The sequence below is a fragment of the Paraburkholderia sp. SIMBA_030 genome, from assembly GCF_046535245.1.
Classification (GTDB): Bacteria; Pseudomonadota; Gammaproteobacteria; order Burkholderiales; family Burkholderiaceae; genus Paraburkholderia.
In genome coordinates this window covers 123,770-146,627 of the sequence record NZ_JAWRXB010000023.1, presented here as the reverse complement: position 1 = coordinate 146,627, position 22,858 = coordinate 123,770, and the positions used below count along the sequence as shown (strand labels likewise).

Annotated in this window: 18 protein-coding genes; 7 read left to right on the top strand and 11 right to left on the bottom strand. The window is 62.3% G+C overall.

Going from position 1 to position 22,858, the window contains the following annotated elements; all coding sequences use genetic code 11:
* Nucleotides 1–151: 151 nt before the first annotated feature.
* Both SB772_RS32405 and SB772_RS32400 read left to right on the top strand, forming a co-directional pair.
* Entirely contained in the window at nucleotides 152–397 is a 246-nt protein-coding gene (locus SB772_RS32405) for a hypothetical protein (protein ID WP_410837219.1), read from the top strand.
* Nucleotides 398–449: 52 nt separating this feature from the next.
* Nucleotides 450–965, top strand: a complete 516-nt coding sequence (locus tag SB772_RS32400; RefSeq protein ID WP_410837218.1) for a PAAR domain-containing protein — start codon at nucleotides 450–452, stop codon at nucleotides 963–965.
* Nucleotides 966–1,534: 569 nt separating this feature from the next.
* On the opposite strand, the gene SB772_RS32395 is transcribed toward SB772_RS32400, so the two are convergent.
* Nucleotides 1,535–1,636: a DUF2528 family protein gene (locus SB772_RS32395; protein ID WP_410837224.1), complete on the bottom strand. Its 102-nt coding sequence runs from the start codon at nucleotides 1,634–1,636 to the stop codon at nucleotides 1,535–1,537.
* A gap of 255 nt (nucleotides 1,637–1,891) precedes the next feature.
* Between SB772_RS32395 and SB772_RS32390 the strand changes: the two genes are divergently transcribed.
* Together SB772_RS32390 and xth are read left to right on the top strand one after the other, a co-directional pair.
* Nucleotides 1,892–2,314 (top strand): DUF6680 family protein, encoded by a 423-nt coding sequence (locus SB772_RS32390; protein WP_410837217.1) that lies wholly within the window; start codon nucleotides 1,892–1,894, stop codon nucleotides 2,312–2,314.
* Between the two features lie 208 nt (nucleotides 2,315–2,522).
* Nucleotides 2,523–3,299 carry an exodeoxyribonuclease III gene (xth, locus tag SB772_RS32385; RefSeq protein WP_410837216.1) on the top strand — a complete coding sequence of 259 codons (777 nt, stop codon included), beginning with the start codon at nucleotides 2,523–2,525 and terminating at the stop codon, nucleotides 3,297–3,299.
* Nucleotides 3,300–3,352: 53 nt separating this feature from the next.
* Here xth and SB772_RS32380 read toward each other — a convergent pair whose 3' ends face one another.
* From SB772_RS32380 to glnA, 4 genes are all read right to left on the bottom strand, one after another.
* Nucleotides 3,353–5,473 (bottom strand): prolyl oligopeptidase family serine peptidase, encoded by a 2,121-nt coding sequence (locus SB772_RS32380; protein WP_410837215.1) that lies wholly within the window; start codon nucleotides 5,471–5,473, stop codon nucleotides 3,353–3,355.
* Nucleotides 5,474–5,588: 115 nt separating this feature from the next.
* Nucleotides 5,589–7,106 (bottom strand): nitrogen regulation protein NR(I), encoded by a 1,518-nt coding sequence (ntrC, locus tag SB772_RS32375; protein WP_410837214.1) that lies wholly within the window; start codon nucleotides 7,104–7,106, stop codon nucleotides 5,589–5,591.
* Between the two features lie 35 nt (nucleotides 7,107–7,141).
* The gene (gene glnL / locus SB772_RS32370) at nucleotides 7,142–8,284 is read right to left on the bottom strand and encodes a nitrogen regulation protein NR(II) (protein WP_410837223.1); all 1,143 of its coding nucleotides are present in this window, start codon (nucleotides 8,282–8,284) and stop codon (nucleotides 7,142–7,144) included.
* Nucleotides 8,285–8,495: 211 nt separating this feature from the next.
* Nucleotides 8,496–9,911 carry a type I glutamate--ammonia ligase gene (glnA, locus tag SB772_RS32365; protein ID WP_410837213.1) on the bottom strand — a complete coding sequence of 472 codons (1,416 nt, stop codon included), beginning with the start codon at nucleotides 9,909–9,911 and terminating at the stop codon, nucleotides 8,496–8,498.
* A 439-nt stretch (nucleotides 9,912–10,350) separates the two neighbouring features.
* Between glnA and SB772_RS32360 the strand changes: the two genes are divergently transcribed.
* A complete protein-coding gene (locus tag SB772_RS32360; protein WP_410837212.1) occupies nucleotides 10,351–10,815 on the top strand; it encodes a rhodanese-like domain-containing protein in 465 nt (154 codons plus the stop codon).
* 41 nt (nucleotides 10,816–10,856) lie between these two features.
* On the opposite strand, the gene SB772_RS32355 is transcribed toward SB772_RS32360, so the two are convergent.
* From SB772_RS32355 to SB772_RS32335, 5 genes are all read right to left on the bottom strand, one after another.
* Nucleotides 10,857–11,699, bottom strand: coding sequence for a competence/damage-inducible protein A (locus SB772_RS32355; RefSeq protein WP_410837211.1), 843 nt, complete (start codon nucleotides 11,697–11,699; stop codon nucleotides 10,857–10,859).
* 26 nt (nucleotides 11,700–11,725) lie between these two features.
* Nucleotides 11,726–12,556, bottom strand: coding sequence for an EI24 domain-containing protein (locus SB772_RS32350; RefSeq protein ID WP_410837210.1), 831 nt, complete (start codon nucleotides 12,554–12,556; stop codon nucleotides 11,726–11,728).
* A gap of 173 nt (nucleotides 12,557–12,729) precedes the next feature.
* A complete protein-coding gene (locus SB772_RS32345) occupies nucleotides 12,730–13,728 on the bottom strand; it encodes a sterol desaturase family protein (RefSeq protein ID WP_410837209.1) in 999 nt (332 codons plus the stop codon).
* A 57-nt stretch (nucleotides 13,729–13,785) separates the two neighbouring features.
* Nucleotides 13,786–14,802: a beta-propeller fold lactonase family protein gene (locus tag SB772_RS32340; protein WP_410837208.1), complete on the bottom strand. Its 1,017-nt coding sequence runs from the start codon at nucleotides 14,800–14,802 to the stop codon at nucleotides 13,786–13,788.
* 307 nt (nucleotides 14,803–15,109) lie between these two features.
* Nucleotides 15,110–15,364, bottom strand: coding sequence for a hypothetical protein (locus tag SB772_RS32335; protein ID WP_410837207.1), 255 nt, complete (start codon nucleotides 15,362–15,364; stop codon nucleotides 15,110–15,112).
* A 41-nt stretch (nucleotides 15,365–15,405) separates the two neighbouring features.
* Between SB772_RS32335 and SB772_RS32330 the strand changes: the two genes are divergently transcribed.
* On the top strand, nucleotides 15,406–16,983 hold the full coding sequence (locus SB772_RS32330) for a YadA-like family protein (protein WP_410837206.1): 1,578 nt from the start codon (nucleotides 15,406–15,408) through the stop codon (nucleotides 16,981–16,983).
* Nucleotides 16,984–17,216: 233 nt separating this feature from the next.
* Here SB772_RS32330 and hrpA read toward each other — a convergent pair whose 3' ends face one another.
* On the bottom strand, nucleotides 17,217–21,407 hold the full coding sequence (gene hrpA / locus SB772_RS32325) for an ATP-dependent RNA helicase HrpA (RefSeq protein WP_410837205.1): 4,191 nt from the start codon (nucleotides 21,405–21,407) through the stop codon (nucleotides 17,217–17,219).
* A gap of 23 nt (nucleotides 21,408–21,430) precedes the next feature.
* Here hrpA and argA point away from each other — a divergent pair, with 23 nt between their 5' ends.
* On the top strand, nucleotides 21,431–22,819 hold the full coding sequence (gene argA, locus SB772_RS32320; protein ID WP_410837204.1) for an amino-acid N-acetyltransferase: 1,389 nt from the start codon (nucleotides 21,431–21,433) through the stop codon (nucleotides 22,817–22,819).
* Nucleotides 22,820–22,858 lie beyond the last annotated feature (39 nt).

Below are 22,858 nucleotides of genomic sequence, written 5' to 3'. Positions count from 1 at the left end.
ACCACGCGTGGCCTAACAATAGCCGAAGCCCGGTTCATGGTCCGTGTGCGGTTTTTGCAAAAAAACTGGCTTCTTTCATGAAACCTTCGGTCCACTAGCGGAAGTAGAGACACCGTATATCTTTCGGTTTTCAGAAGACATCTTTTCCACAATGACTGAGCAGTGGGCCATCATGGGGGAACCTGAGTACTCCGAAACCGTTAAGCAGCTAAACAAGCTCAGTCGCACCCCCGAAGGTGACGTTCAGTTCCAGGAACTTGCCACGAAAGCTTTGGATCTCGCGCACCTCGGGCCTATCAACGAGCCCCACGATCAGGTTATCGACTCGGCAATCTTTTCACCAAATGCGGGTGAATGGCGCTTTGGCCCAATTCAGGCCCGGCAAAAACCACACTAAGAGCGTCTTCAACCATCCGCAGCATATCCAACTACATGAGGAAAGAAGACTCATGATGCGAGCTATTATCCGTGTCGGCGACACGACGTCTCACGGCGGGACCGTGATCGAAGGATTTCCGACCATGACAGTGTACGGGCGGTCCGCAGCTGGTCTCGGTCACCACGTTATGTGCCCGAAATGTGGAGGCACCTACTCGATTGTGGAATGCGCCCCAAACATGACGCATCACGGGGTCGGTGTTGCCCTTGAAGGGATGCGAACTGCATGCGGGGCGGTTGTCATTGCCTCACAACATACTGCGAATGCGGAACTCACGGGTGGGCAAGGCGCATCGTCCGGTGCGACTAGCAATGGAAGCAGCTCGTTAACATCAACCAACACGAGCGGTTATGGAAATCCCTCGGAATTAGTGCGCCGCATTGATCGTCTTGTCAGAAGACGCCTCAATCACTTTCCGGCACGCGTCGTGGGTGGCAATCTTATTGTCACCCACGACGCCATAGCGATATTCGCAGTAATTCAGAAACGCCCCAAACTCTGCGGTGGTGACAAGGAATCGCCCTGAAGGATCAAACTTCTTCGAGTAATCCCACTCCTCACCCATGAAGTCATTCGCGTAAGGGTTCTCAAAGAAGAACTGTAGCGACGGGTGCTTTTTAACGAAAAAGTGATGCTGGTCACCGTCATCGTAGTTAAAGGTGACCTCCCCCATAAAAAGCCACGCGGCGGCGGAAGCCATCAAGATAACGAACACCGTGTAACGCGCTTTCTTCATCACGTTTTTTCATCTGAGAGTAGGCCGCTAATCGGTGCAGTTTAAGCGACCTATCGCTTCACGATCGCCACCGCCAAGGCCATGCGGTGCGGTAATTTTCTTCTACCATTGTAGCTGTTAGCGTCAGTAACTTTGATTGAGTAACCGCACCGATCTCGTAAATCAACCAGTGCGGCCTCGGACTGTTACCAGCTATAGCCCCGGCACGCTTCGTGCAAGCGGTCGCGCAGCCAACGCTTCTTGCGCGCGACCAGCGCCCGCTTCTGCTGCCGTCGCACGAGCCAACAGTGTGAACGGGATCCCGAACGGGCTGATGACGAGCAACACCAAGCTGACCAGCCACGCGAGGATCCACGCTACTACCTCATACGCGTGCCGCCCCAGCTCGCGCCACCCCAAAAGTTGTTCAGCTCGTGCAGCTTCTCCTCAGTCAAGATCGAATGATCAATCTCGACCTTCATCTCGTAGTCGCGTCTGCAACTCATACATAGCGTCGTCTCTCACGGGTGTCGCCGGTACACATCCCGCAGTTCTTCGATCGACGGCGGCACGAAAAAAGGCAAGTCGGACTCTGACATGTCCCAACCCCAAAACACCTGTGCATCCATACAGTATGTCATGACCCACCAGCGTGGATTGGTCCCGATCACCCTGATAGACTCCCAGCTACAACGAAACCGACCGGGGAATGGTATGGACAAGATGGGACTCAATGAATGGCTAATGGTCATCTCGACAGTGCTCGGCCCCATCTTGGCCGTGCAGGCGCAGAAGTGGGTAGGAGCGCGCACGGGCATCGAGTCAGCGGAAGGACTGGATATTTACAACGTGGATGGGAACCCGGCAGGCTCGACTGGGTCGGTCGCGGCGACGAGCTGTTCACAAACTTGATGGAGCGCCTGGCGGTTGCAAACAAGTTTGACTTCGAGCGAGACCAGCTCAAGAGCGGCAGTTACTCCCCGGAAGCTCACGGCGCGGTTGAGATGGAACAGCAGGCGATGCGCCAACTCGCGATCGAAGTAATGGCGGGAAGGAAGACGCTGCCGATGGAGGTCAAGGCATGGCCCGTGGGCCCGGAAATGGCGGCGCAGCAGCGCGACACGCGGGCGGATTGGTTGCAAACCAGCGCGAGCTGCTGACGCAACTGGCCGACATTCTTGGACGGCTCACCGACCGTACGGCCGGTGCAGGCGCAGCGCCGGTAGCGTCCGCTCTGCCGCTTCCGACAGATCTGGCTCCTGCGGTTCGAAGATAGGCATTCCTACCACGCCAATTGATGGTAGCCAGACCGAAAAACGAGGGGTCACCACCCCGCAAACCCTTGCTCAGCAAGGACAAGAGAAATTCATGAAGATCGCCACCTGGAACGTCAATTCCCTCAAAGTCCGCCAGCAGCACGTGATCGACTGGCTCGAAACCAGTCACATCGACGTCCTGTGTCTACAGGAACTGAAGCTGACCGACGACAAATTCCCGCGCGCCGAACTCGAAGCGAAAGGCTACCGAAGCTGGTTCGCCGGCCAGAAGACGTATAACGGCGTCGGCATCCTGGTGCGCGAAGGCCTGAACGTCGACGAAACCAGCGTCGTGCGCAATATTCCTGGCTTCGAAGACCCGCATCAACGTGTGATCGCCGCGACCGTCGAAGGCGTGCGCATCATCTGCGCGTACTTCCCGAACGGCCAGGCGCCGGGCACCGATAAATTCGCATACAAGCTGCGCTGGCTGGCCGCGCTGCACGACTGGATCACAAGCGAAATGGCGGTATATCCGAAGCTCGCATTGCTCGGCGACTACAACATCGCGCCCGAAGATCGCGACGTGCACGATCCGAAAGCATGGGAAGGGCAGAATCTGGTGTCGCCCGACGAGCGCGCCGAGTTCGTGCGGCTGATCGAACTCGGTCTTGCCGATGCGTTCCGTCTGTTCGAGCAGCCGGAGAAGATCTACTCGTGGTGGGACTACCGGATGATGGCGTTTCGCCGCAACGCGGGGCTGCGGATCGACCACATTCTGCTGTCGAAAGCGCTTGCGCAAACCTGCTCGCTTTGCGAAGTCGACAAGACGCCGCGCAAGTGGGACCAGCCGTCGGACCATGCGCCGGTCGTGGCGCAGATCGACTGATCCAGAGGCCGGGTCTGGCCAGCCGCAGCCGGACACAAGAGCCAAAAGCCGTATCAGGCAGCACTATTCGCAGCCCTTACCGGGCCGCTCAAACAGCGCCACAAGAACTCGAACACCATCGCATCATGCCCGGCCTGCTCCAGTTCATCGGAGCCGCCGTGCCCGCCTTCCGTGTTCTCCCGATACCAGACCTGGCCGGCGCCGAGCGCCTGCATCCGCGCGGCCATCTTGCGCGCGTGGCCCGGATGCACGCGGTCGTCGGCAGTCGATGTCGTGAACAGCACCGGCGGATACGCCACATCGGCAGCGACGCGATGATAGGGCGAATAAGCGGCCAGCACGCGCGCTTCGTCGGGTTCGTCCGGATCGCCGTATTCGTCGATCCATGACGCGCCCGCGTGCAGCAGGTGATAGCGGCTCATATCGAGCAGCGGCACTTCGCACACCACCGCGCCGAACAACTCGGGCCGCTGCACCATGCACGCCGCTACCAGCAAGCCGCCGTTGCTGCCGCCCTGAATGCCGAGTTGCGCGGCGCTCGTCACGCCGCTGTCGATCAGCGCCTCGGCGACTGCGATGAAGTCGTCGAACGCGCGTTGACGATGCTCGCCTTGCGCCGCCGTGTGCCACTGCGTGCCGAACTCGCCGCCGCCGCGAATATGCGCGACCACATACACGCCGCCGCGCTCCAGCCAGCCGATGCCCGGTCCGATCAGATAGTTCGGCGTCAGCGGAATCGCGAAGCCGCCGTAGCCATTGAGCAGGCAAGGCCGCGTGTGCTGCGGCGTATTTTGTTGCGCTGCGCGTGGCCCGATCACGGTGTACGGCACCCGCGTACCGTCGGCGGACTCCGCATGACCGCGCGTCACGGCGAACGGCGCCGCGTCGAACTGGGTCGGCCAGCGGTCGAGCAATTCCCAGTCGGTCAGATCGTCACGGGCGAGATCGGCGAGCCAGTATGCGGGCGGTTGCAGGTAATCGTCGGTATCGACGAACACTTCGTCGTTCAACGTCGGTTCGACCGGCGAGACGTCGGCTTGCTCATCGCCACGCGACGGAAAGAGGCGCTGATTCCATTGCCACGTTTCATCGGCGGATTGCGACGGGGCCCACAAGACGGTCCTGCTCTGCACGTCTTCCAGGTACGAAACGATCAGATGGTGACGCGTATGGGTCCACTCGCAGGCGGACGTTTGCGGCGTCGGCGTGAAGAGCGGCACCACCTCGCGCTCGCCACGCAAAAACGCGGCTTCGCGGATCGCCAGCAATGCGCCGCCGGAAAAACGCACGCCATTGCAATCCCAATCGAACCGGGGCTCCAGCAGCAACCAGCCCTGCCAGCCGCCGACCGCCACGTGCGACGGCACGTCGTACTGACGCCAGGCGCCGGCAGCATCGGTGGAATCGAGGTAATACGTATGCGAGTCGAAGAAATCGACGCTGCTCACCACCGTGTGGCGCCGCTCGACCGGATCGTAGTGTGCTTCGACGCCGATATCGTCGAACGCGCCCTTGAACACGACCGGCGCCGCGGCCAGCGCACTGCCCCGTGTCCAGCGCCGCACGTCGCGCGGATAGCCGGAGCGCGTCAGCGTCTTGCGGCCATTGTCCCAACCGACGTAAAGCGTATTGCGATCGATCCATGAAGCCGTGTGCTTGCCGGCCTTCCCGATGACGAAACCGTCGTCGACAAAACGCTGGGTGTCGATGTCGAACTCGCGCACCACCAGCGCATCCGCGCCGCCGGGCGACAGCGTGATCAGCGCGCGATCGCCGTCCGGATAGAGAATATCGAGTTCGACGCAGACCCATGGCGTGCCTTCCTCGGCGCCGAGCGCGTCGAAGTCGAGCAGGTTCTGCCAGACGGGTACGCCGCGACGCCAGGCGGCCCACGGCGTGCGCCGCCAGATACCTTTCGGATTGCGCTCGTCCTGCCATAGATCGTAGGCCCAATCCATCCAGCGATCGGGAATGACCGGGCGCTCGCGCGGCAGATAGGCATCCGCGAGCTTTTGCTTGAGCGTGTCGAACGCCGCGCTGCCGCACCATGCCGCGCGCGTGCGGGCATTCTGCGCTTCGACCCACGCAAGCGCGTCAGGGTCGTCGAGCGCTTCGAGCGATAAAAAGGGATCGGGGGAAAGCGGCCAGGAAAAGGGAAACTGAGAAGCAGGCATCGTGAGCTGTCGAAAGAAAACAGCGTCGATTATGCCTTGCGGGAGCCCGAAAGCTTTTGACGGGCTGCCGGAGCGACATTCAAGCCGCCCCGGCCGGCGATGCAAACCTCAAACCTCAAGGCTCGAGGTTGAGTTCCTGAATCTTGCGGGTAATCGTATTGCGGCCGATGCCAAGCCGTTCCGCCGCTTCGACCTTGCGCCCACGCGTGAAATCCAGCGCTTCGCGAATCACCGCGGCTTCGAAACGGCGCGCGAGTTCGTCCATCACATCCGCCGCGTTCTCACGCAACATCCGCGCGACTTCGGTGCGCAAGCCGCCTTCCCAGGCGCTGACGGGCGTCGTGACCGGCAGGCCGGTCGTTGTGGCCGGCAGCGCCGACGTACCGATCCCGTTCATCGGAGCGCCGCCGGCAAGGCCGGCTTCGCCCGTGCCGAGCACACCGCCGCCCCCACCCGCGAGGTCGGTCACGCCCGCTTGCGCCGGCCCGAGGTCCGGCGGCAAATCCTTGATCTCGATGGTCTGCGCCGGCGCCATCACCGTCAGCCAGTTGGCGAGATTCTCCAGTTGCCGCACGTTGCCCGGAAACGGCAACGACGCCAGATACGCGAGCGATTCCTCCGACACGCGTTTCGGTTCGACGCCCAGATCGCGCGCACTCTTTTGCAGGAAGTGGCGCGTGAGCAGCGGAATGTCTTCGCTGCGCTCGCGCAAGGCGGGCAAACGCAAGCGGATCACATTGAGCCGGTGATACAAGTCCTCGCGGAACAGGCCCTGGCGCACGCGCGATTCGAGATTCTGGTGCGTCGCCGCGATCACGCGCACATTGGCGCGCAACGGATTGTGGCCGCCGACACGATAGAACTGCCCGTCCGACAGCACACGCAACAGGCGTGTCTGCAAATCGAACGGCATATCGCCGATTTCGTCGAGAAACAGCGTGCCGTTCTCGGCCTGTTCGAAGCGCCCCTGGCGCATCGCCTGCGCGCCCGTAAATGCGCCGCGCTCATGACCGAACAGTTCGGATTCCAACAGATCCTTCGGAATCGCCGCCGTGTTCAAAGCGATGAAGGGACCGTTCGCGCGTGGGCTATGTCGGTGCAACGCACGCGCGACCAGTTCCTTTCCGGTGCCTGATTCGCCGGTAATGAGCACGGTGGCGGCCGAATGCGACAGGCGGCCGATCGCGCGAAACATATCCTGCATCGCCGGCGCCTGGCCGAGCATTTCCGGTGCATCGGCGACGCGGTCGTCCCACGTCTGTTCGCCGCGCATGCTTTCGTCGACGGCGCGGCGGATCAATTCGACCGCCTTGTCGACGTCGAACGGTTTGGCGAGGTATTCGAACGCGCCGCCCTGGAATGCGGCGACCGCGCTATCCAGGTCCGAGAACGCCGTCATGATGATGACCGGCAAGCCGGGCACCTTGTCACGCACGGTTTGCAGCAATTCGAGGCCGGAGCCTCCAGGCATCCTGATGTCGGACACCAGCACTTGTGGGCTGTCGTGATCGAGCGCGGCCGATGCCTCGCGCACGTTCGCGAAGCTGCGTGTCGCGAAGTTTTCGCGGGCGAGCGCTTTTTCGAGCACCCAGCGAATCGATTGATCGTCGTCTACTATCCAGATCGGCTTCATATAGTTCGGGCAGAAGTCTTGAGGTGCGTTTGGTGTTAGCAGTCGAGCGGCAGCAGAATCTGAAACTCGGTATGGCCCGGCCGGCTATCCACTTCGATCAGGCCGTCGTGTTGCTGCACGAAGGTCTGAGCAAGCGTCAGACCGAGACCGCTGCCGTCCTCGCGCCCCGACACGAGCGGATAGAAAATGCGGTCGCGGATTTCCTCGGGAATGCCTGGGCCGTTATCAATGATATGCAAGTCCAGTGCCAGCTTACATAAGCGTTTCGACACGGTGATCTTGCGGGCAATGCGGGTGCGTATTTCGATGCGCGCGTCGCCTTGCGAAATACGTTCGCGCAACGCTTCGGCCGCATTGCGCACGATGTTCAGGAGCGCCTGGATCAGTTGCTCCTTGTCGCCGCGCAGATCCGGCACGCTCACGTCGTAATCGCGTTCGATCGTCAGACCGCGCGGAAACTCCGCGAGAATCACCTGGCGCACGCGCTCGCACACCTCGTGAATGTTCACGTCGCCAACGATATGCGGATGACGGTGCGGCTCAAGCAAGCGGTCGACCAGGGTTTGCAGCCGGTCCGACTCCTTGATGATGACCTGCGTGTATTCGCGCAACTCGTCGCGCTGGCGCTCGCCGAGTTCGAACTCGAGCAATTGCGCCGCGCCGCGAATCCCGCCAAGCGGATTCTTGATCTCGTGCGCGAGATTGCGGATCAGTTGTTTGTTGACCGCCGTGAGGTCGTTGATGCGCTCCTCGCGGTCGGTGCGTAAATGCCGCTCGTTCTCGAACAGTTCGAGCAACACATAGTCTTGCGCGCTTTCCAGAAAACCGACGATCGCATGCACATGCAGCGGCTCGTGGCCTGGACGCTCGAGCACGGCGTCCAGATGCGTCGCGTGAAAACGGTGGGCGGCGATCGCGGCAATGGTCGCGAGCAGTTCGTCCGCATTCGTGAAGATGTCCGGCCACGCCATCTGCGTCAGTTGCCGGCGCGAGAGCTCCAGCATCGACTCCGCCGACGGGTTCGCGAACACGACGCGCAGCGTGCGCTTTTCGAGCACCAGCACGACCGTCGGCAACGCCTCGAAGCCGGGCAACAAACCGGAACTGACGAGCTGAGCGTCGTCAGAGAGCGTCTGCTCGTGCGCTTTCCTTGCCTTGATCAGATTCTTGAGAACCATCTTGCTGTCTGTGCCCGATAGGAGATGGTGATAATCCGGCATACCGCGCAGCGTGCCGCGTGTTGCCTTGCTCAACGCCCGCAAGCCGCCAACGTTGCGAGTCGACTCGTTCGGGTCTAACAAAAAAGGGACGGCGCCGCCGTCCCTTCGTGACCGATCGCGAGCGTCGGGCAAGCGCTTCGCCGTTTGAAGGGCGAAGCGCCATTGCCGCTTACAGCGAGTAGTACATTTCGAACTCGATCGGGTGCACCGACTGACGATAGCGTTGCAGCTCGCCCGTCTTCAGTTCGATGTACGCGTCGAGCATCGCATCCGTGAACACGCCACCGCGCGTCAGGAACTCGCGGTCCGCGTCCAGCGCGTCCAGCGCCTGGTCGAGGCCGGCACACACGGTCGGGATCTTTGCATCCTCTTCCGGCGGCAGGTCGTACAGGTTCTTGTCGGCAGCTTCGCCCGGGTGAATCTTGTTCTGCACGCCGTCCAGACCCGCCATCATCAGCGCGGAGAAGCACAGGTACGGATTCGCCATCGGATCCGGGAAACGCGTTTCGATACGGCGGCCCTTCGGGTTCGACACGTGCGGAATGCGGATCGATGCCGAACGGTTGCGAGCCGAATAAGCGAGCTTCACCGGTGCTTCGAAGTGCGGCACGAGGCGCTTGTACGAGTTCGTCGACGGGTTCGTGATCGCGTTCAGCGCGCGAGCATGCTTGATGATGCCGCCGATGTAGAACAGCGCGAATTCCGACAGACCTGCGTAACCGTTGCCTGCGAACAGGTTCTGGCCGTCCTTCCAGATCGACTGGTGAACGTGCATGCCCGAACCGTTATCGCCGACCACCGGCTTCGGCATGAACGTTGCTGTCTTGCCGTACGTGTGCGCGACGTTATGGACGATGTACTTCAGTTGCTGCAGCCAGTCGGCGCGTTGCACCAGCGTCGAGAACTTCGTGCCGATTTCGTTCTGGCCCTGGCCCGCGACTTCGTGGTGGTGCACTTCGACCGGGATGCCGATCTGTTCGAGCAGCAGACACATTTCCGAACGGATGTCCTGAAACGAGTCGACCGGAGCGACCGGGAAATAGCCACCCTTCGTGCCCGGACGGTGGCCGGTGTTGCCGCCTTCGAACTCCTTCGCCGACGACCACGGTGCTTCTTCCGAACCGATCTTGATGAAGCAGCCCGACTGATCCGTGTTCCACTGGACCGAGTCGAAAATGAAGAATTCCGGTTCCGGACCGAAGAAGGCCGTGTCGCCGAGGCCGGTGCTCTTCAGGTACGCTTCAGCGCGCTTTGCCAGCGAACGCGGATCGCGTTCATAGCCCTTGCCGTCAGCCGGTTCGACGACGTCGCAGGTCAGCACGAGGGTCGACTCTTCGTAGAACGGGTCGATGAAAGCGGTGTTCGCGTCCGGGACCAGCAACATGTCCGATGCTTCGATGCCCTTCCAGCCGGCAATCGACGAACCGTCAAACGCATGGCCGCTTTCGAACTTGTCTTCATCGAATGCCGACACCGGCACCGAAACGTGTTGCTCCTTGCCGCGCGTGTCGGTGAAACGAAAGTCGACAAACTTGACGTCCTCGTCTTTGACGAGTTGAACGACGTCGGCCACGGATTTACTCATAACCTATCTCCTGATTAACGAATTCGGCGGGTTCAGCCGCCGCCCAATCTAGCTGACCTGTCCCGGCGCGTCCACCCCGGTTCGTTGAAGGCGACACAAAGATGTGCCGGGACAAATCGATCCGAACCGATAAAGCAGCTTCTGTGCCACCTATGCGCCAACCAGGCGCAAGACTATGCCGTGCGCGCGTTTGCGGGGAATGCGCGCACCGAACGGTATGCAGCCCCGATATCTTTGAGCGAAGTAATGCACCAGCGCGGTGCCATTGAAAAATCGGTGGCCGGGTTGATCACCACTCTGGTGCATTTTCACCAGCTTGCACCAGATTGAAACAATTTGCGGACGGTCGCGTGACCGTACCGAACGCTGACTTTGGGCGGCGTGCGCGCCGCACGCCGCGCGCTAGAATGTTCATTTGAACGGAAGGAGATTTGCGCTCATGAGCACGCTCGAACAGTTGTACGCCCAGGCGGAAAAACGCCGCACCGAGAGCCAGCTGCCCTACGCGGGCGCGGTGTCACCCGCGGAGGCGTTCGAACTGCTGCAACTCGACCCGCGCACGCGTCTCGTCGACGTGCGCACCCGCGCCGAACTCGATTGGGTTGGCCGGCCGGTGATCGGCGACGGTCAATACGTGCATATCGAATGGACGCGCTACCCGGGCGCCGTGCCGAACCAGGCGTTCCTCGATCAACTGAGCCAGGCGGCCTCGCCCGATACGCCGGTGCTGTTTCTGTGCCGTAGCGCCGCGCGCTCCAAGCTCGCCGCGATCGCCGCCACCCAGGCTGGCTTCGCGAAGGCGTACGACCTGCTGGAAGGCTTCGAAGGCGACAAGGACGGCCAGGGGCATCGCAAAACGGTGTCGGGCTGGTGTTTTCGCGGCTTGCCTTGGATCGGCGCCTGAAGCAGATTCGCGTCCGCCAGAATCGCCTTACGTGGCGAGGATCAACCGCGCGCTTTAGCCGCAACCGCAGCGGCAGCCGCCTCCGGTTCGACAATATCGCCGCCCAGCAGATGCACGCCCTCGCGCAGTTTGACGAACGCCGCCGCCACCGCTTCGGGCTCGCCCTTCACACCCAGATCGATGTGATGCCGCGCATACACGCCGCCGCGCTCGGCATCGCCGACGCTCGGCAGGCTGAACACCCGCACGCCCGGAAAGTCGTGTTCGATCTTTTCCATCAAAGGCGTGAGGCGCGACTCCGGCAACTCGAACACCAGCAGTGACTTTTCCGCATGCGGCATCGCGTGGTGCAGGTGCGCGTACTGGGTGTCCAGCACCCACTCGATCATCGGCCACGCCATCACCGGGAAGCCCGGCACGAAGTAGTGCTCGTTGATCGAGAATCCCGGAATCTTGTTGTAGCCGTTCGGAATGATCGACGCACCCTGCGGATACGTGCCCATGTTCAGACGATGGCGGTTTTCCGCCGAGTCGAGATCGAGCGGCGTGGCCGAGTTCGCCGGATGCATGTCGCGGATGCGTTCCTGAATCAATCTGGCAGCTTCCGGATGCAGTTCGAGCGGCACGCCTAACGCGGCCGACGCGCACTGGCGCGTGTGGTCGTCCGGCGTGGCGCCGATGCCGCCCGTCGAAAACACGATGTCGCCCGACGCGAACGTGCGTCGCAGCGTCGCCGTGATGCGCGCCGGATCGTCGCCGATGTACTCTGCCCAGCCGAGCGACAGCCCACGCGCGCCCAGCAATTCGATGACCTTCGGCAGATGTTTGTCGATACGTCTGCCCGACAGAATTTCATCGCCGATGATGATGACGCCAAATGCCATTGTCGCCTCTGCTGTTTAATCACTGATCAGTAAGGAACCGGCGCCGCGTGCCGCGCGCCGTGCTCTTGCGCGCGCATGCGTTGGAGCGCGCGCAGACAGTAGTAGCCGAACCACAGGGCCGAAAACACGAGGATGAACGCATAGATCCAGATCGTCACCGCGGTGATCACCGGGAACAGCACGATCATCCATACCGACGACGCCCACAGCAGCGTCGGCAGCGAACCCAGCAGACCGCTGGCGATGCCGATCAGCAGTAGCGGCAGCCGGAAACGCCGCACCAGCTCACGCCGTTCGTCGCGCGTCGCATGCAGCGCGAGCGCGTCGTAGCTCATCACGCGATAGGTCAGCCAGCCCCACAGCAGCGGCGGAATCAGCGCAAAAAACGGTGGCACCAGCCAGAGCGGCAACGTGACGATCAGCAGCACCAGACAGACCAGCGTGGTCCACAGCGCCTGGCCGAGACTACCGTACCACGTTCCGCCACGGCGCATTTCAAGGCTCGCGAATTGCCGTGCCGACAGAAAGCGGATCACCGCCGGCATCGACAGTGTGGCGATCAGCAGCAGCACGCTGACGACGATCAGCGGAATCGTCATCGCAATCACAATAAAAGGCGCGATTGTCGTGTGCAGGGCCGAAAAGCCGATCCAGTCGAACAGATGATAAAGCGTGACGGTAAACGACCAGCTTTCGAGCCACGCGCGGGTCGCGCCGATCAGCGTCTGCCAGGAAAACCAGAGAATCACGCCCCACCCGACCGTTGCCGCGAAAAACGGCATGAAGGTCAGCCAGAGCATGCGCGGGTGGAGCGCGCTTGCGAGCGCGCGTCCGAACGAGCGCAACAGATCATTCATGCGAGCCAGTGCCGGTGAACAAAACGATGGGACAAGGGGGAACGGCGAAACGAACCGGGATACGGACCCGTACACGGTCCAACAAGCGAACCAGGAACGCACGCGAAAACGTGGACAGGATAAACCACGCGACACGACGCCGGGGGAAACCGGCGGCGCGAGAGGAAGAATGCTCAGACTGCAGCGGGATCGCGGCCTTCGGCGCGGCGCTTCGACGAGAGCCGCCCGGCGATCCGCACAAAGGCGAGCCAGTGCTGCGCCCAGAAACCGTCGCCATAGCGGCGGCCTTCGAGTTGATCGCGGATACCGGTAGGCTCCATTTCGCGGCTCCACGACACGCTGCGAAACAGCATGTCCCACCACGGGAACAGCACCCCGAAGTTGCAACCGTACTTCAGCCCTTCGTGGCCGTAGCCGATCGCATGATGCCGGCGATGGAAGGTCGGGCTGACCAGCAGACGCTCGCCGAACCAGCCGAAGTACAGGCGGATGTTCGCGTGCTGCACGCTCTGCGCGAGATTCGTGATCGCCACCAGCACGACGAATTGCGACGGCGGCACGCCGATCACCAGCGCGATCGCCGCGAAAAACGACGCCTGCAACAAATCGTCGAGCAGATGGTTGCGGTCGTCCGACCATAGCGACATCTGTTGCTGGCTGTGATGCACCGCGTGCAGCTCCCACCACACGCCGAACCGATGTTCCCAGCGGTGATACCAGTAACCGGCGAAATCGAGCACCAGCAGATACATCCCGAACGTGACAAGCGGCTGCGTGGTGACGCCCGGCCACAAATTGTCGAAGTCGATATTCGCGATGTTGTGCAGCCGCAGCCAGGCCTGCACGTTGTCGAAGAACGGCTGCAGCGCGAAAAAGAACACCAGATTGAGGATGCCGAGCCTGGCGATCCACGTGTAGATCACGTCGACCCGCACCGCCTTGCGGTTTTCCCACTGCTCGACCGGGCGCAGCGCCTCGAGCGGGCGCAGCACCGCGTACATCGCCAGCACCTCGAAGACGCCGACGAGCACCCAATACAGGCTGTCGAAAGTATCTTCGTCGTAATCCATCAGATCGAAGCGGAACAGCAGCGGCTGCACCACGTCGACGTACAGCAGCGTCTGCACAGCAGAGACGAAGCTGTCGAGAGAAGAAAAAATCAGATGGAACATGGTGCTAGCCTGGTTACTTCATTCGTGACGGCTCGGTGATATGCAGCGTTTTCTGCATTACGCGCCGTTCGGCGCCGTCACCGGCGCGCGATTGAAGAAATAGATACCGTGCGGCGAACGGCCGACGGCAATCGTCTGGATCAGCTTGCGCGAATTCAGGTCGATGACGCCGACGTGCTTCGCGAAGCGGAAGGTCACCCACAGATAGCGTTTGTCGGCGGAAAGTTCCATGTCGTCCGGCCCCGGCATCAAACCGGTGATGTCGCCGACGTTGGTGAGCGTGTCTTCGTCGATGATGCTGATCGTGCTCGCCACGCGGTTCGACACCGCGACATGCTTGCCGTCAGCCAGCGAGCGGAAGTTGTGCGCGCCCTTGCCTGTCTGGATCGTCTTGACGATCTTCTGGTTGCGCCAGTCGACCACTGCGACGTAATCCGCGCCGGTCATGCCGATCAGCAGGTACTTGTCGCCCGGCGTCATCCACAGGCCGGCCGGCACCTTGCCGACCTTCATCTTCCATTTGACGGTTTGCGTGGCCAGATCGATCGCGGCCAGCTCACCCGAAACCTGCAGCGTGACGAACACCGTCTTGCTGTCGTTGGAGAACGCCATGTGGCTCGGCATCACCGCGAGCGGCAGGTGCGAGGCCAGCGTTATGTTGTTCTGGGCGTCATAGCGATAGATGTCGAGGCGGTCCAGACGCAGGCCGGTAGTGACGAGCCACTTGCGGTCAGGCGAAAAGCCGATCTGGTACGGATCCTCGATGTTCTCGACCCAACGCTGCACCTTGCCCGACTTCGGATCGACGAACATCAGGTTGTTCGACACCGAATTCGCGACGATCAGCGACGCATTGTCCGGCGTGGCCATCAGGTGATGCGGTTCCTTGCCTGTCGCCACCGTGCCGACGACCTGGCGAGTCGTCTCGTCGATCAGGCTCAGCGTGGCATCGCCGGAATTGAGCACGATCACGTTGTTGGCGTGGGCCGCCGGAGAAAAAAAACCTGCGGCGGCAACCAGCGCAGCGCCTGCGGCGAACGTGGCAGTCACGCCGGGAAGAAAAAATTTACGCATGAAAACTCGCTTCGGAGAACGGCCGTCATTGTAGAACGTTTGCCGCGCGGAGCGGTTGACGCAGATGCGAGTGTGGCGCGCGGAAAAACGGGGATGTGGTGTATCCGGCGGCGAGTCTGTCAGTGAATTTTGGTGCATCGACAACCAGGGACCGATTTTATGTAGGAGAGTCGGCAACGGACTGTATGAAACTACTTTTAATTTGCAAAATCACAAATTTTTGCATTCTTAAATTTTTCGATTTCACATAGGACAAAACAAGATTGTTCTTTATTTTATACATTTAAAAACATTTATCCAAATTTAATTACAAACGATTATTTATTTTCAGCCATTTAGGAATTGGCTTATATCGCCCCATCCCAACAGATCTGACAATCCCGCCGTTCATCGCCCATGCACTTAATCCTGTGGACTTAAGAACGTGAGGCTGGCGATTCGGACGCGCAAAAAACAGCAGGACGCAAAAGAAGGACAACGGCAATAACCGAAACCGACATGTTCCAGCTGCGCGCGACACACCAAGGGCGATGACGCCTTTTCCGAATTCGAAAGCTTTCACGCGCCGTCCACGCTCGTAATTCCGGCGGAGTTTCAGGGAGTATGAATAAAATTTACAAATCGGTTTGGTGTGAAGCGACGGGCATGTGGGTCGCCACCTCGGAGACAGCACGGTCGAAGACGAAACGCGGCGTGTCGCGGAAGCTGGCGTTGGCGCAGGTCGTGCTAGCGGGCGCAGCGTTGGCGGCGAGTGTGTCGGCGGCACATGCGGACCCGCAGTCGGCCGAACATTATTTCAGCGTCAGCGGACTGGCCGACGGTTCGGACGACGCCATCGCAGTCGCGGATATGAATGCGATCGCGGCTGGGCCCACGGCCACGGCCGGCGCCCTTAACTCGATCGCGATCGGCAATGCCGCCCGCGCGCTGAACAGCGAGGCCATTGCGCTCGGCACCAACACCGTGGCAAGCGGAGCCGGTTCGGTAGCAATCGGTGTCCAGGGAAAAGCAACGGGAGCCAACGGCGTCGCGATCGGCACGCTCGCCTCCGCACAAGGATCAGCGTCGACTGCGGTCGGCGAAAGTGCGAACGCCAGCGGGGACACTTCGGTTGCGCTGGGATCGAGTGCCACTGCAAGCGGCATTGGTTCCAGCGCGTTCGGCGCAGGGTCCACGGCTAGCGCCGACGGCTCCGTCGCATTGGGCCAAGGTTCGATCGCCGACCGCGTGAACACCGTCTCGGTCGGTTCGGCGGGCAGCGAACGCCAGATCACCAACGTCGCAGCCGGCACCGCCGACACCGACGCCGTCAACGTCGCCCAATTGAAGGAGGTTACCGCCCAAACCGACGCCAGGCTCGACGGCGCCGTCATGTACGACAGGAACGCCGACGGCAGCGTCAACAGGAACAGCGTGACGCTCGGCGACGCAACGAGCGGCGGCGCGGTGATCCACAACGTCGCCGACGGCGTGGATGCAACCGATGCCGTCAACCTCGGCCAACTGAACGCGGCAATCGGCAACGCGGTCCAGAACATCATCGTGAACCCGAACGTGCCGCTCTTCAGCGCCGACGGCAACACCGCCACGGAAGCCGCACAGGCCTCGGGCACGCATTCGGTCGCCGTGGGCGCCAACGCCAATGCCACCGGCACGAACGCAATCGCCGTAGGCGCGAACGCGGTCGCGAGCGGCAACAACGCCACCTCGCTCGGCGCAGCGGCGAACGCAAGTGCCGATAACTCAGTCGCGTTGGGCCGAGGCTCGGTCGCGGATCGGGCGAATACGGTGTCGGTCGGCGCAGCGGGCCAGGAGCGTCAGATCACCAATGTCGCCGACGGCGTGCAAGGCACGGACGCGGTCAACGTCAATCAGTTGCAGCAGAGTGCGAGCGGGGCTGTCGGTCAAGCCCGGCGCTACACCGACGATCAGATCCGTTCGGCCCGTCGCGATTCGTACGGCGGCACGGCATCGGCGCTTGCGGCGGCCGGCTTGCCGCAAGCGGTTCTGCCGGGTCACGGCATGGTTGCGATTGCCGGCGGTACCTACGGCGGCCAGTCGGCGATGGCCGTCGGCGTGTCGCAGCTGTCTGAAACGGGCAAGTGGGTCTACAAGGTGCAAGGCACCACCGACTCGCGTGGCCAGTTCGGCGCGTCGGTCGGCGCCGGCATGCACTGGTAAGACGCAGGCCGGCCCGGCCTGAGCCGGTCACTGCGAAGGCTTCGGCATCGTTTTAATAGCAGCGAGCGGGAGCGGGGCCGGACGAGCCTGCTCCCTTTACGCGTGATGTCATTCTCTAAAGGGGTGGTATCGCGCGCTTTTTTATGCGCGCTTTAAAAGCACGCCACACCGCGCCGGCGAACGCCACTCAACTGGAGCGAACACGACGCGAGGCATCCCACCCCACGCGCCGCTCAGCGCTGCATCGATTCCCACACCTTGTAGAGACGCTTCACCGATACCGGCATCGGCGTACGCAGCTCCTGCGCGAATAGCGAAATCCGCAATTCCTCCAGCAGCCAGCGGAATTCCGACAAGCGCGGATCCAGCACGCCGCCGCGTTGCGCCAGCGCGCGCTGGTAGTTCTGCAACAGCGGCTGGAATTCGGCGAACTGGCGGGCGTCGCGCGCGGGGTCCGCTTTCAGCTTGTCGATGCGCAGCGCGATACCCTTCAGATAGCGCGGGAAGTGCGCCAGCTGAGAATACGGCGTGTCGACCACGAAACGCTTGCCGATGAGTCCATCGAGCTGATTCTGCATGTCCGCATGCGCCGCCGTGAACGACTTTGCCTGCACCAGCTTCTTTGTCACGGTCGCGTATTCAGCGAGTATCTGGCCGACCAGCCGGGCGATTTCCTGGGCCAACAAAGTCAGACGGCTGCGGCCTTCGTCGCGGCGCGTATGGAAACCGACGTCGTCGGCAGGCAGCGGGTCTTGCAGACAGGCGCGGTCGAGCGCGGTGTCAATCAGTTGATCGCGCAGTTCTTCCTGGGTGCCGCGCGGCATGAACTGCATCGCCATTTCGCGCAGGCCCGGCAGATTTTTTTCCAGATACTTGATCGGCTCCTTCAACTGCAACGCGAAAAGGCGCCGCAGCCCCGCGCGATGAATGCGCGCGGCTTCGTCCGGAGAATCGAACACTTCGACGTCACAGTGCGCGCCGCGATCCACCAGCGCCGGATAGCCGAATAGCGTCTGCCCGCCGCGGCGAATTTCGAGCAACTCGGGAAGCTTGCCGAAATTCCAGGTGGTGAGCTTTTCGTACAGCGCGGTGGCCGGCGCACCATCTTGCGGCGCGGTTTGCGGACCGGGTGCCGCGCCCTTGCCTCGCGACGCGGCGCCTGCTGCCGCGACACTGCCGCCGCCCGCATCCGCCAACGCCGCTCCAGCCGCACTGGACGCGATCTTCTGAAAATGCTGCTGCGCCTGCCCGCCGAGTTCGGCGCGCAGTTGCGACAGGTTGCGGCCCATCGCGAGCTGCCGCCCATGCTCGTCGATCACCTTGAAGTTCATGAACAGATGCGGCGTCAGCGTCTCGAGCTTGAAGTCCGCTTGCTTCATCGCGATCTGGGTCTGCTCGCGAATGTCGGCGATCAGCGACTCGAGCAAACCGCCCGCGCCGAAACGCGGACCGCTATGCCGGTCGACAAAGCCCGCTGCGTACTCGGGCACCGGCACGCAATGACGCCGCAGCTTCTGCGGCAGCGACTTCAGCAACAGTTGCGTCTTCTCTTTCAACATGCCGGGCACCAGCCACTCACAGCGCCGCGCATCGACCTGATTGAGGGCATAGAGCGGCACCGCGAGCGTCACGCCGTCGCGGGGCGAACCAGGTTCGAAGTGATAGGTGAGCGCCATCTCGACGCCCGCCATGGTCATCCGCTTCGGAAACAGGTCGGTCGTCACGCCGGCTGCTTCGTGCCGCATCAGATCGTCGCGCGACAGATAGAGCAAACGCAGTTTGTCTTCCGGCTGACCGCTCTTTTTCACTTCGTCGCGATACCAGCGCTCGAACGACGCGCCCGTGTAAATACCCTGCGGCAACGCCTGATCGTAGAAGCCGAAAATCAGTTCGTCGTCGACCAGCACGTCCTGGCGGCGCGACTTGTGTTCCAGTTGCTCGATATCGGCGAGCAGCTTGCGGTTGTGCGCAAAGAACGCGAGCTTCGTATCGAATTCGCCTTCGACCAGCGCGCCGCGAATGAACAACTCGCGCGCGCGTGCCGGATCCTGTTTGCCGAAACTCACGCGCCGCCGGTGATAGATCGGCAGGCCGTACAGCATCGCGCGCTCGAACGCCGACACCTGTGCGGCGCGCTTCTCCCAATGGGGCTCGGAAAGCGACTTCTTCAGCAAATGCGCGCCGATCCGCTCGATCCATTCCGGCTCGATCTTCGCGATACAACGCGCGTACAAGCGGCTCGTCTCGACCAGTTCGGCGGCCATTGTCCACTTACCTGCCTTCTTCACCAGCGCGGAACCCGGCCACAGATAGAACTTGATGCTGCGCGCACCGAGGTAATACGGTTCGTCGTCGGCTTTCAGGCCGATGTTGCCGAGCAAGCCGGTCAACAACGCCAGGTGAATCTGCTCGAAGGTCGCTTCGGTCTCGTTCAGACGCCAGCCGTGCTCGCGCACCACCGTCAGCAGCTGCGAATGCACGTCGCGCCATTCACGCAGCCGCAGTTGCGACAGAAAATTCTTGCGGCACTCGTCCTGCAACTGCCTGTTCGACTTCTTGTGCGCGATCGCTTCTTCGAACCAGTTCCAGATTTTCAGCCATTGGAGGAATTCGGAACGCTCGTCGGCGAAGCGGCGATGCGCCTGATCGGCCTGCTCCTGCGCTTCGATCGGCCGGTCACGCGGGTCTTGCACCGACAACGCGCTGGCGATGATCAGCACTTCCTTCAACGCCTGCTGATCGCGCGCGGCGAGAATCATCCGGCCGACCCGAGGATCGAGCGGCAAGCGCGCAAGTTCACGGCCGAGCGGCGTGAGCCGGTTGTCGTCGTCGACCGCGCCGAGTTCGTTGAGCAGCTGATAACCGTCGGCGATCGCACGGCCTGGTGGCGGTTCGATGAAGGGGAACGTTTCGATCGCAGTCAGGTGCAGCGACTTCATTCGCAGAATCACCGACGCCAGCGACGAGCGCAAAATTTCCGGATCGGTGAAACGCACGCGCCCCTGATAGTCGCTTTCTTCATACAGACGAATGCACACGCCATCGGCGACACGGCCGCAACGCCCCGCCCGCTGATTCGCGGCAGCCTGCGAAATCGACTCGACCTGCAACTGCTCGACCTTGTTGCGATACGAGTAGCGCTTCACGCGCGCGAGCCCGGTATCGACCACATAGCGAATCCCCGGCACCGTCAGCGAGGTTTCGGCGACGTTGGTCGCCAGCACGATGCGGCGCGCGTTCGAGGTGCGGAACACGCGCTCCTGTTCGGCAGCGGAGAGGCGCGCGAACAGCGGCAGAATTTCCGTATGCGGCGGATGGTGCTTGCGCAGCGCCTCGGCGGCGTCGCGAATCTCGCGCTCGCCGGGCAGGAACACGAGCACGTCGCCGGGGCCTTCGCGGCACAGTTCGTCGACGGCGTCGACGATGGCTTCCATCAGATCGCGGTCACGATTTTTGCCAGATTCGCGCTGGGTTTTCGGCCGCTCGCGCGACGACGACGCTTGCGACGAACCTTGCGCCGCCTTCACCGCCGGGCTGTCTTCCGCCACCGGCCGGTAACGCACTTCGACCGGATAGAGGCGCCCGCTCACCTCGATCACCGGCGCGGGTTTCTCCTCGCTGCCGAAATGGCGCGCGAAGCGGTCCGCGTCGATCGTCGCCGAGGTCACGATCAGCTTCAGATCGGGGCGCTTGACGAGAATTTCCTTCAGGTAGCCGAGCAGAAAATCGATGTTCAGACTGCGCTCGTGCGCTTCGTCGATGATCAGCGTGTCATACGCTTTCAGCAGCGGATCGGTCTGCGTTTCGGCAAGCAGAATACCGTCGGTCATCAGCTTGACCGACGCGCCCGGCGACAGATTGTCGGTAAAGCGCACCTTGTAACCGACCACTTCGCCGAACGGCGTGCCGAGTTCTTCGGCGATGCGGCGGCCCGTCGCCGATGCGGCGATCCGGCGCGGCTGTGTGTGGCCGATCAAGCCGGTGCCGCCGGCGCCGAGGCCGCGTCCCAACGCGAGGCAGATTTTCGGCAACTGCGTGGTCTTGCCGGAGCCTGTCTCGCCGCAGACGATCACCACCTGATTCTGCGCGATGGCGCGCGCGATCTCGTCGCGGCGGCCGGAGACCGGCAGCGCTTCGGGGAACGTGATCGGCGGAATCGGGTTCGGTTCGACCACGCGCTGAACGCGCGGCGAGCGCGGTTCGCGGCGGACGTTGCGTTCAGCATCGCCCGCTTGCGGCGGATTTTTTTTCTGCGCGGATGCTTGCGCGCCATCCGCGGCACGCCGCTCGTCACGCGCCGCCGGCGGCGTGTTGCGGGTAGCGTCCTGCGCGCTGCGGCGCGCGGTGTCGCCGGGGTTCACCTGGTCGGCGGCCGGCACGACATTCTCGCTCGCCGTAGCGGGACTTTTGGGTACATTCGACATGGGGGCGCATTATAATCCCCGGCATGAATTCCCAAACCGACCTCGTCCCCGCGCCCGCGAGCGTTCCGGCCCCCACCGGAGCAACGGAAGACCTCGCACAGCACGCGCAATTCGTCGACTGGATGCGCTCAGTCGCCCCTTACATCCATGCGTTCCGCAACAAGACGTTCGTCGTCGGGTTTGGCGGCGAGGTGGTGCATCAGGGGCTCCTGAATGCGCTGGTGTCGGATATCGCGCTGTTGCAGGCGATGGGCATCCAGATCGTTCTGGTGCACGGCTCGCGACCGCAGGTCGAAGAGCAGATGAGCCTGCATGGCGTGGAATCCGAGTTTTCGCACGGCATGCGTATTACGGATGCGCGCGCGCTGGAGTCCGCGAAAGAAGCGGCCGGCGAAGTGCGTCTGGACATCGAGGCCGCGATCAGCCAGGGCTTGCCGAACACGCCGATGGCGCACGCGCACATCAGCGTGGTGTCGGGCAACTTCGTGACGGCGCGGCCGGTCGGCATTCTGGACGGCGTCGATTTCGCCCACACCGGCGTGGTACGCAAGGTCGACGCGGATTCGATCCGTCATTCGCTCGCGAGCCGCAAGCTGGTGCTGCTCTCGCCGCTCGGTTTCTCGCCGACCGGCGAAGCATTCAATCTGTCGATGGAAGACGTCGCCTCCGCCGCCGCGATCGCGCTGCGCGCCGACAAGATCGTGTTCCTGACCGAAACGCCGGGCTTGATGGAAGCCGGCGAGGACGGTCCCGAGCTGATCCGCGAACTGTCGCTCGACGACGCTTACAAGCTGCATGAAAGCGGCGAAGTTACCGGCGACGCCGGTTTCTACCTGAAACATTCGATCCGCGCCTGCCGCGGCGGCGTGGCGCGGGCGCACATCATCCCCTACGCGCTCGACGGCAGCCTGCTGCTCGAACTGTTCCTGCACGATGGCGTCGGCACGATGATCTCGTACGAGAACCTCGAAAGCCTGCGCGAAGCCACCCCGGACGACGTCGGCGGCATTCTCGCGCTGATCGAGCCGCTCGAATCCGACGGCACGCTGGTGCGGCGCGGGCGACACCAGATCGAACGCGACATCGACCATTTCTCGGTGATCGAGCACGACGGCGTGCTGTTCGGCTGCGCCGCGCTTTATCCGTACACGCAGGAGCGCATCGGCGAAATGGCGTGTCTGACGGTCGCCCCTGAAGCGCAAGGCACCGGCGACGGCGAGCGCCTGCTCAAGCGCATCGAACAACGCGCGCGAGCACGCGGCCTCACGCGGATTTTCGTGCTCACCACGCGCACCGAACACTGGTTCCTCAAGCGCGGCTTCGTCAAGGTCACGGTCGACGACCTGCCGGAAGACCGCCGCCGGCTCTATAACTGGCAGCGCAAGTCGCTCGTGCTGATGAAACAGCTCTGAGCGCCCCAATATAAGCATTTGGTCGCCCCCACATTGTTA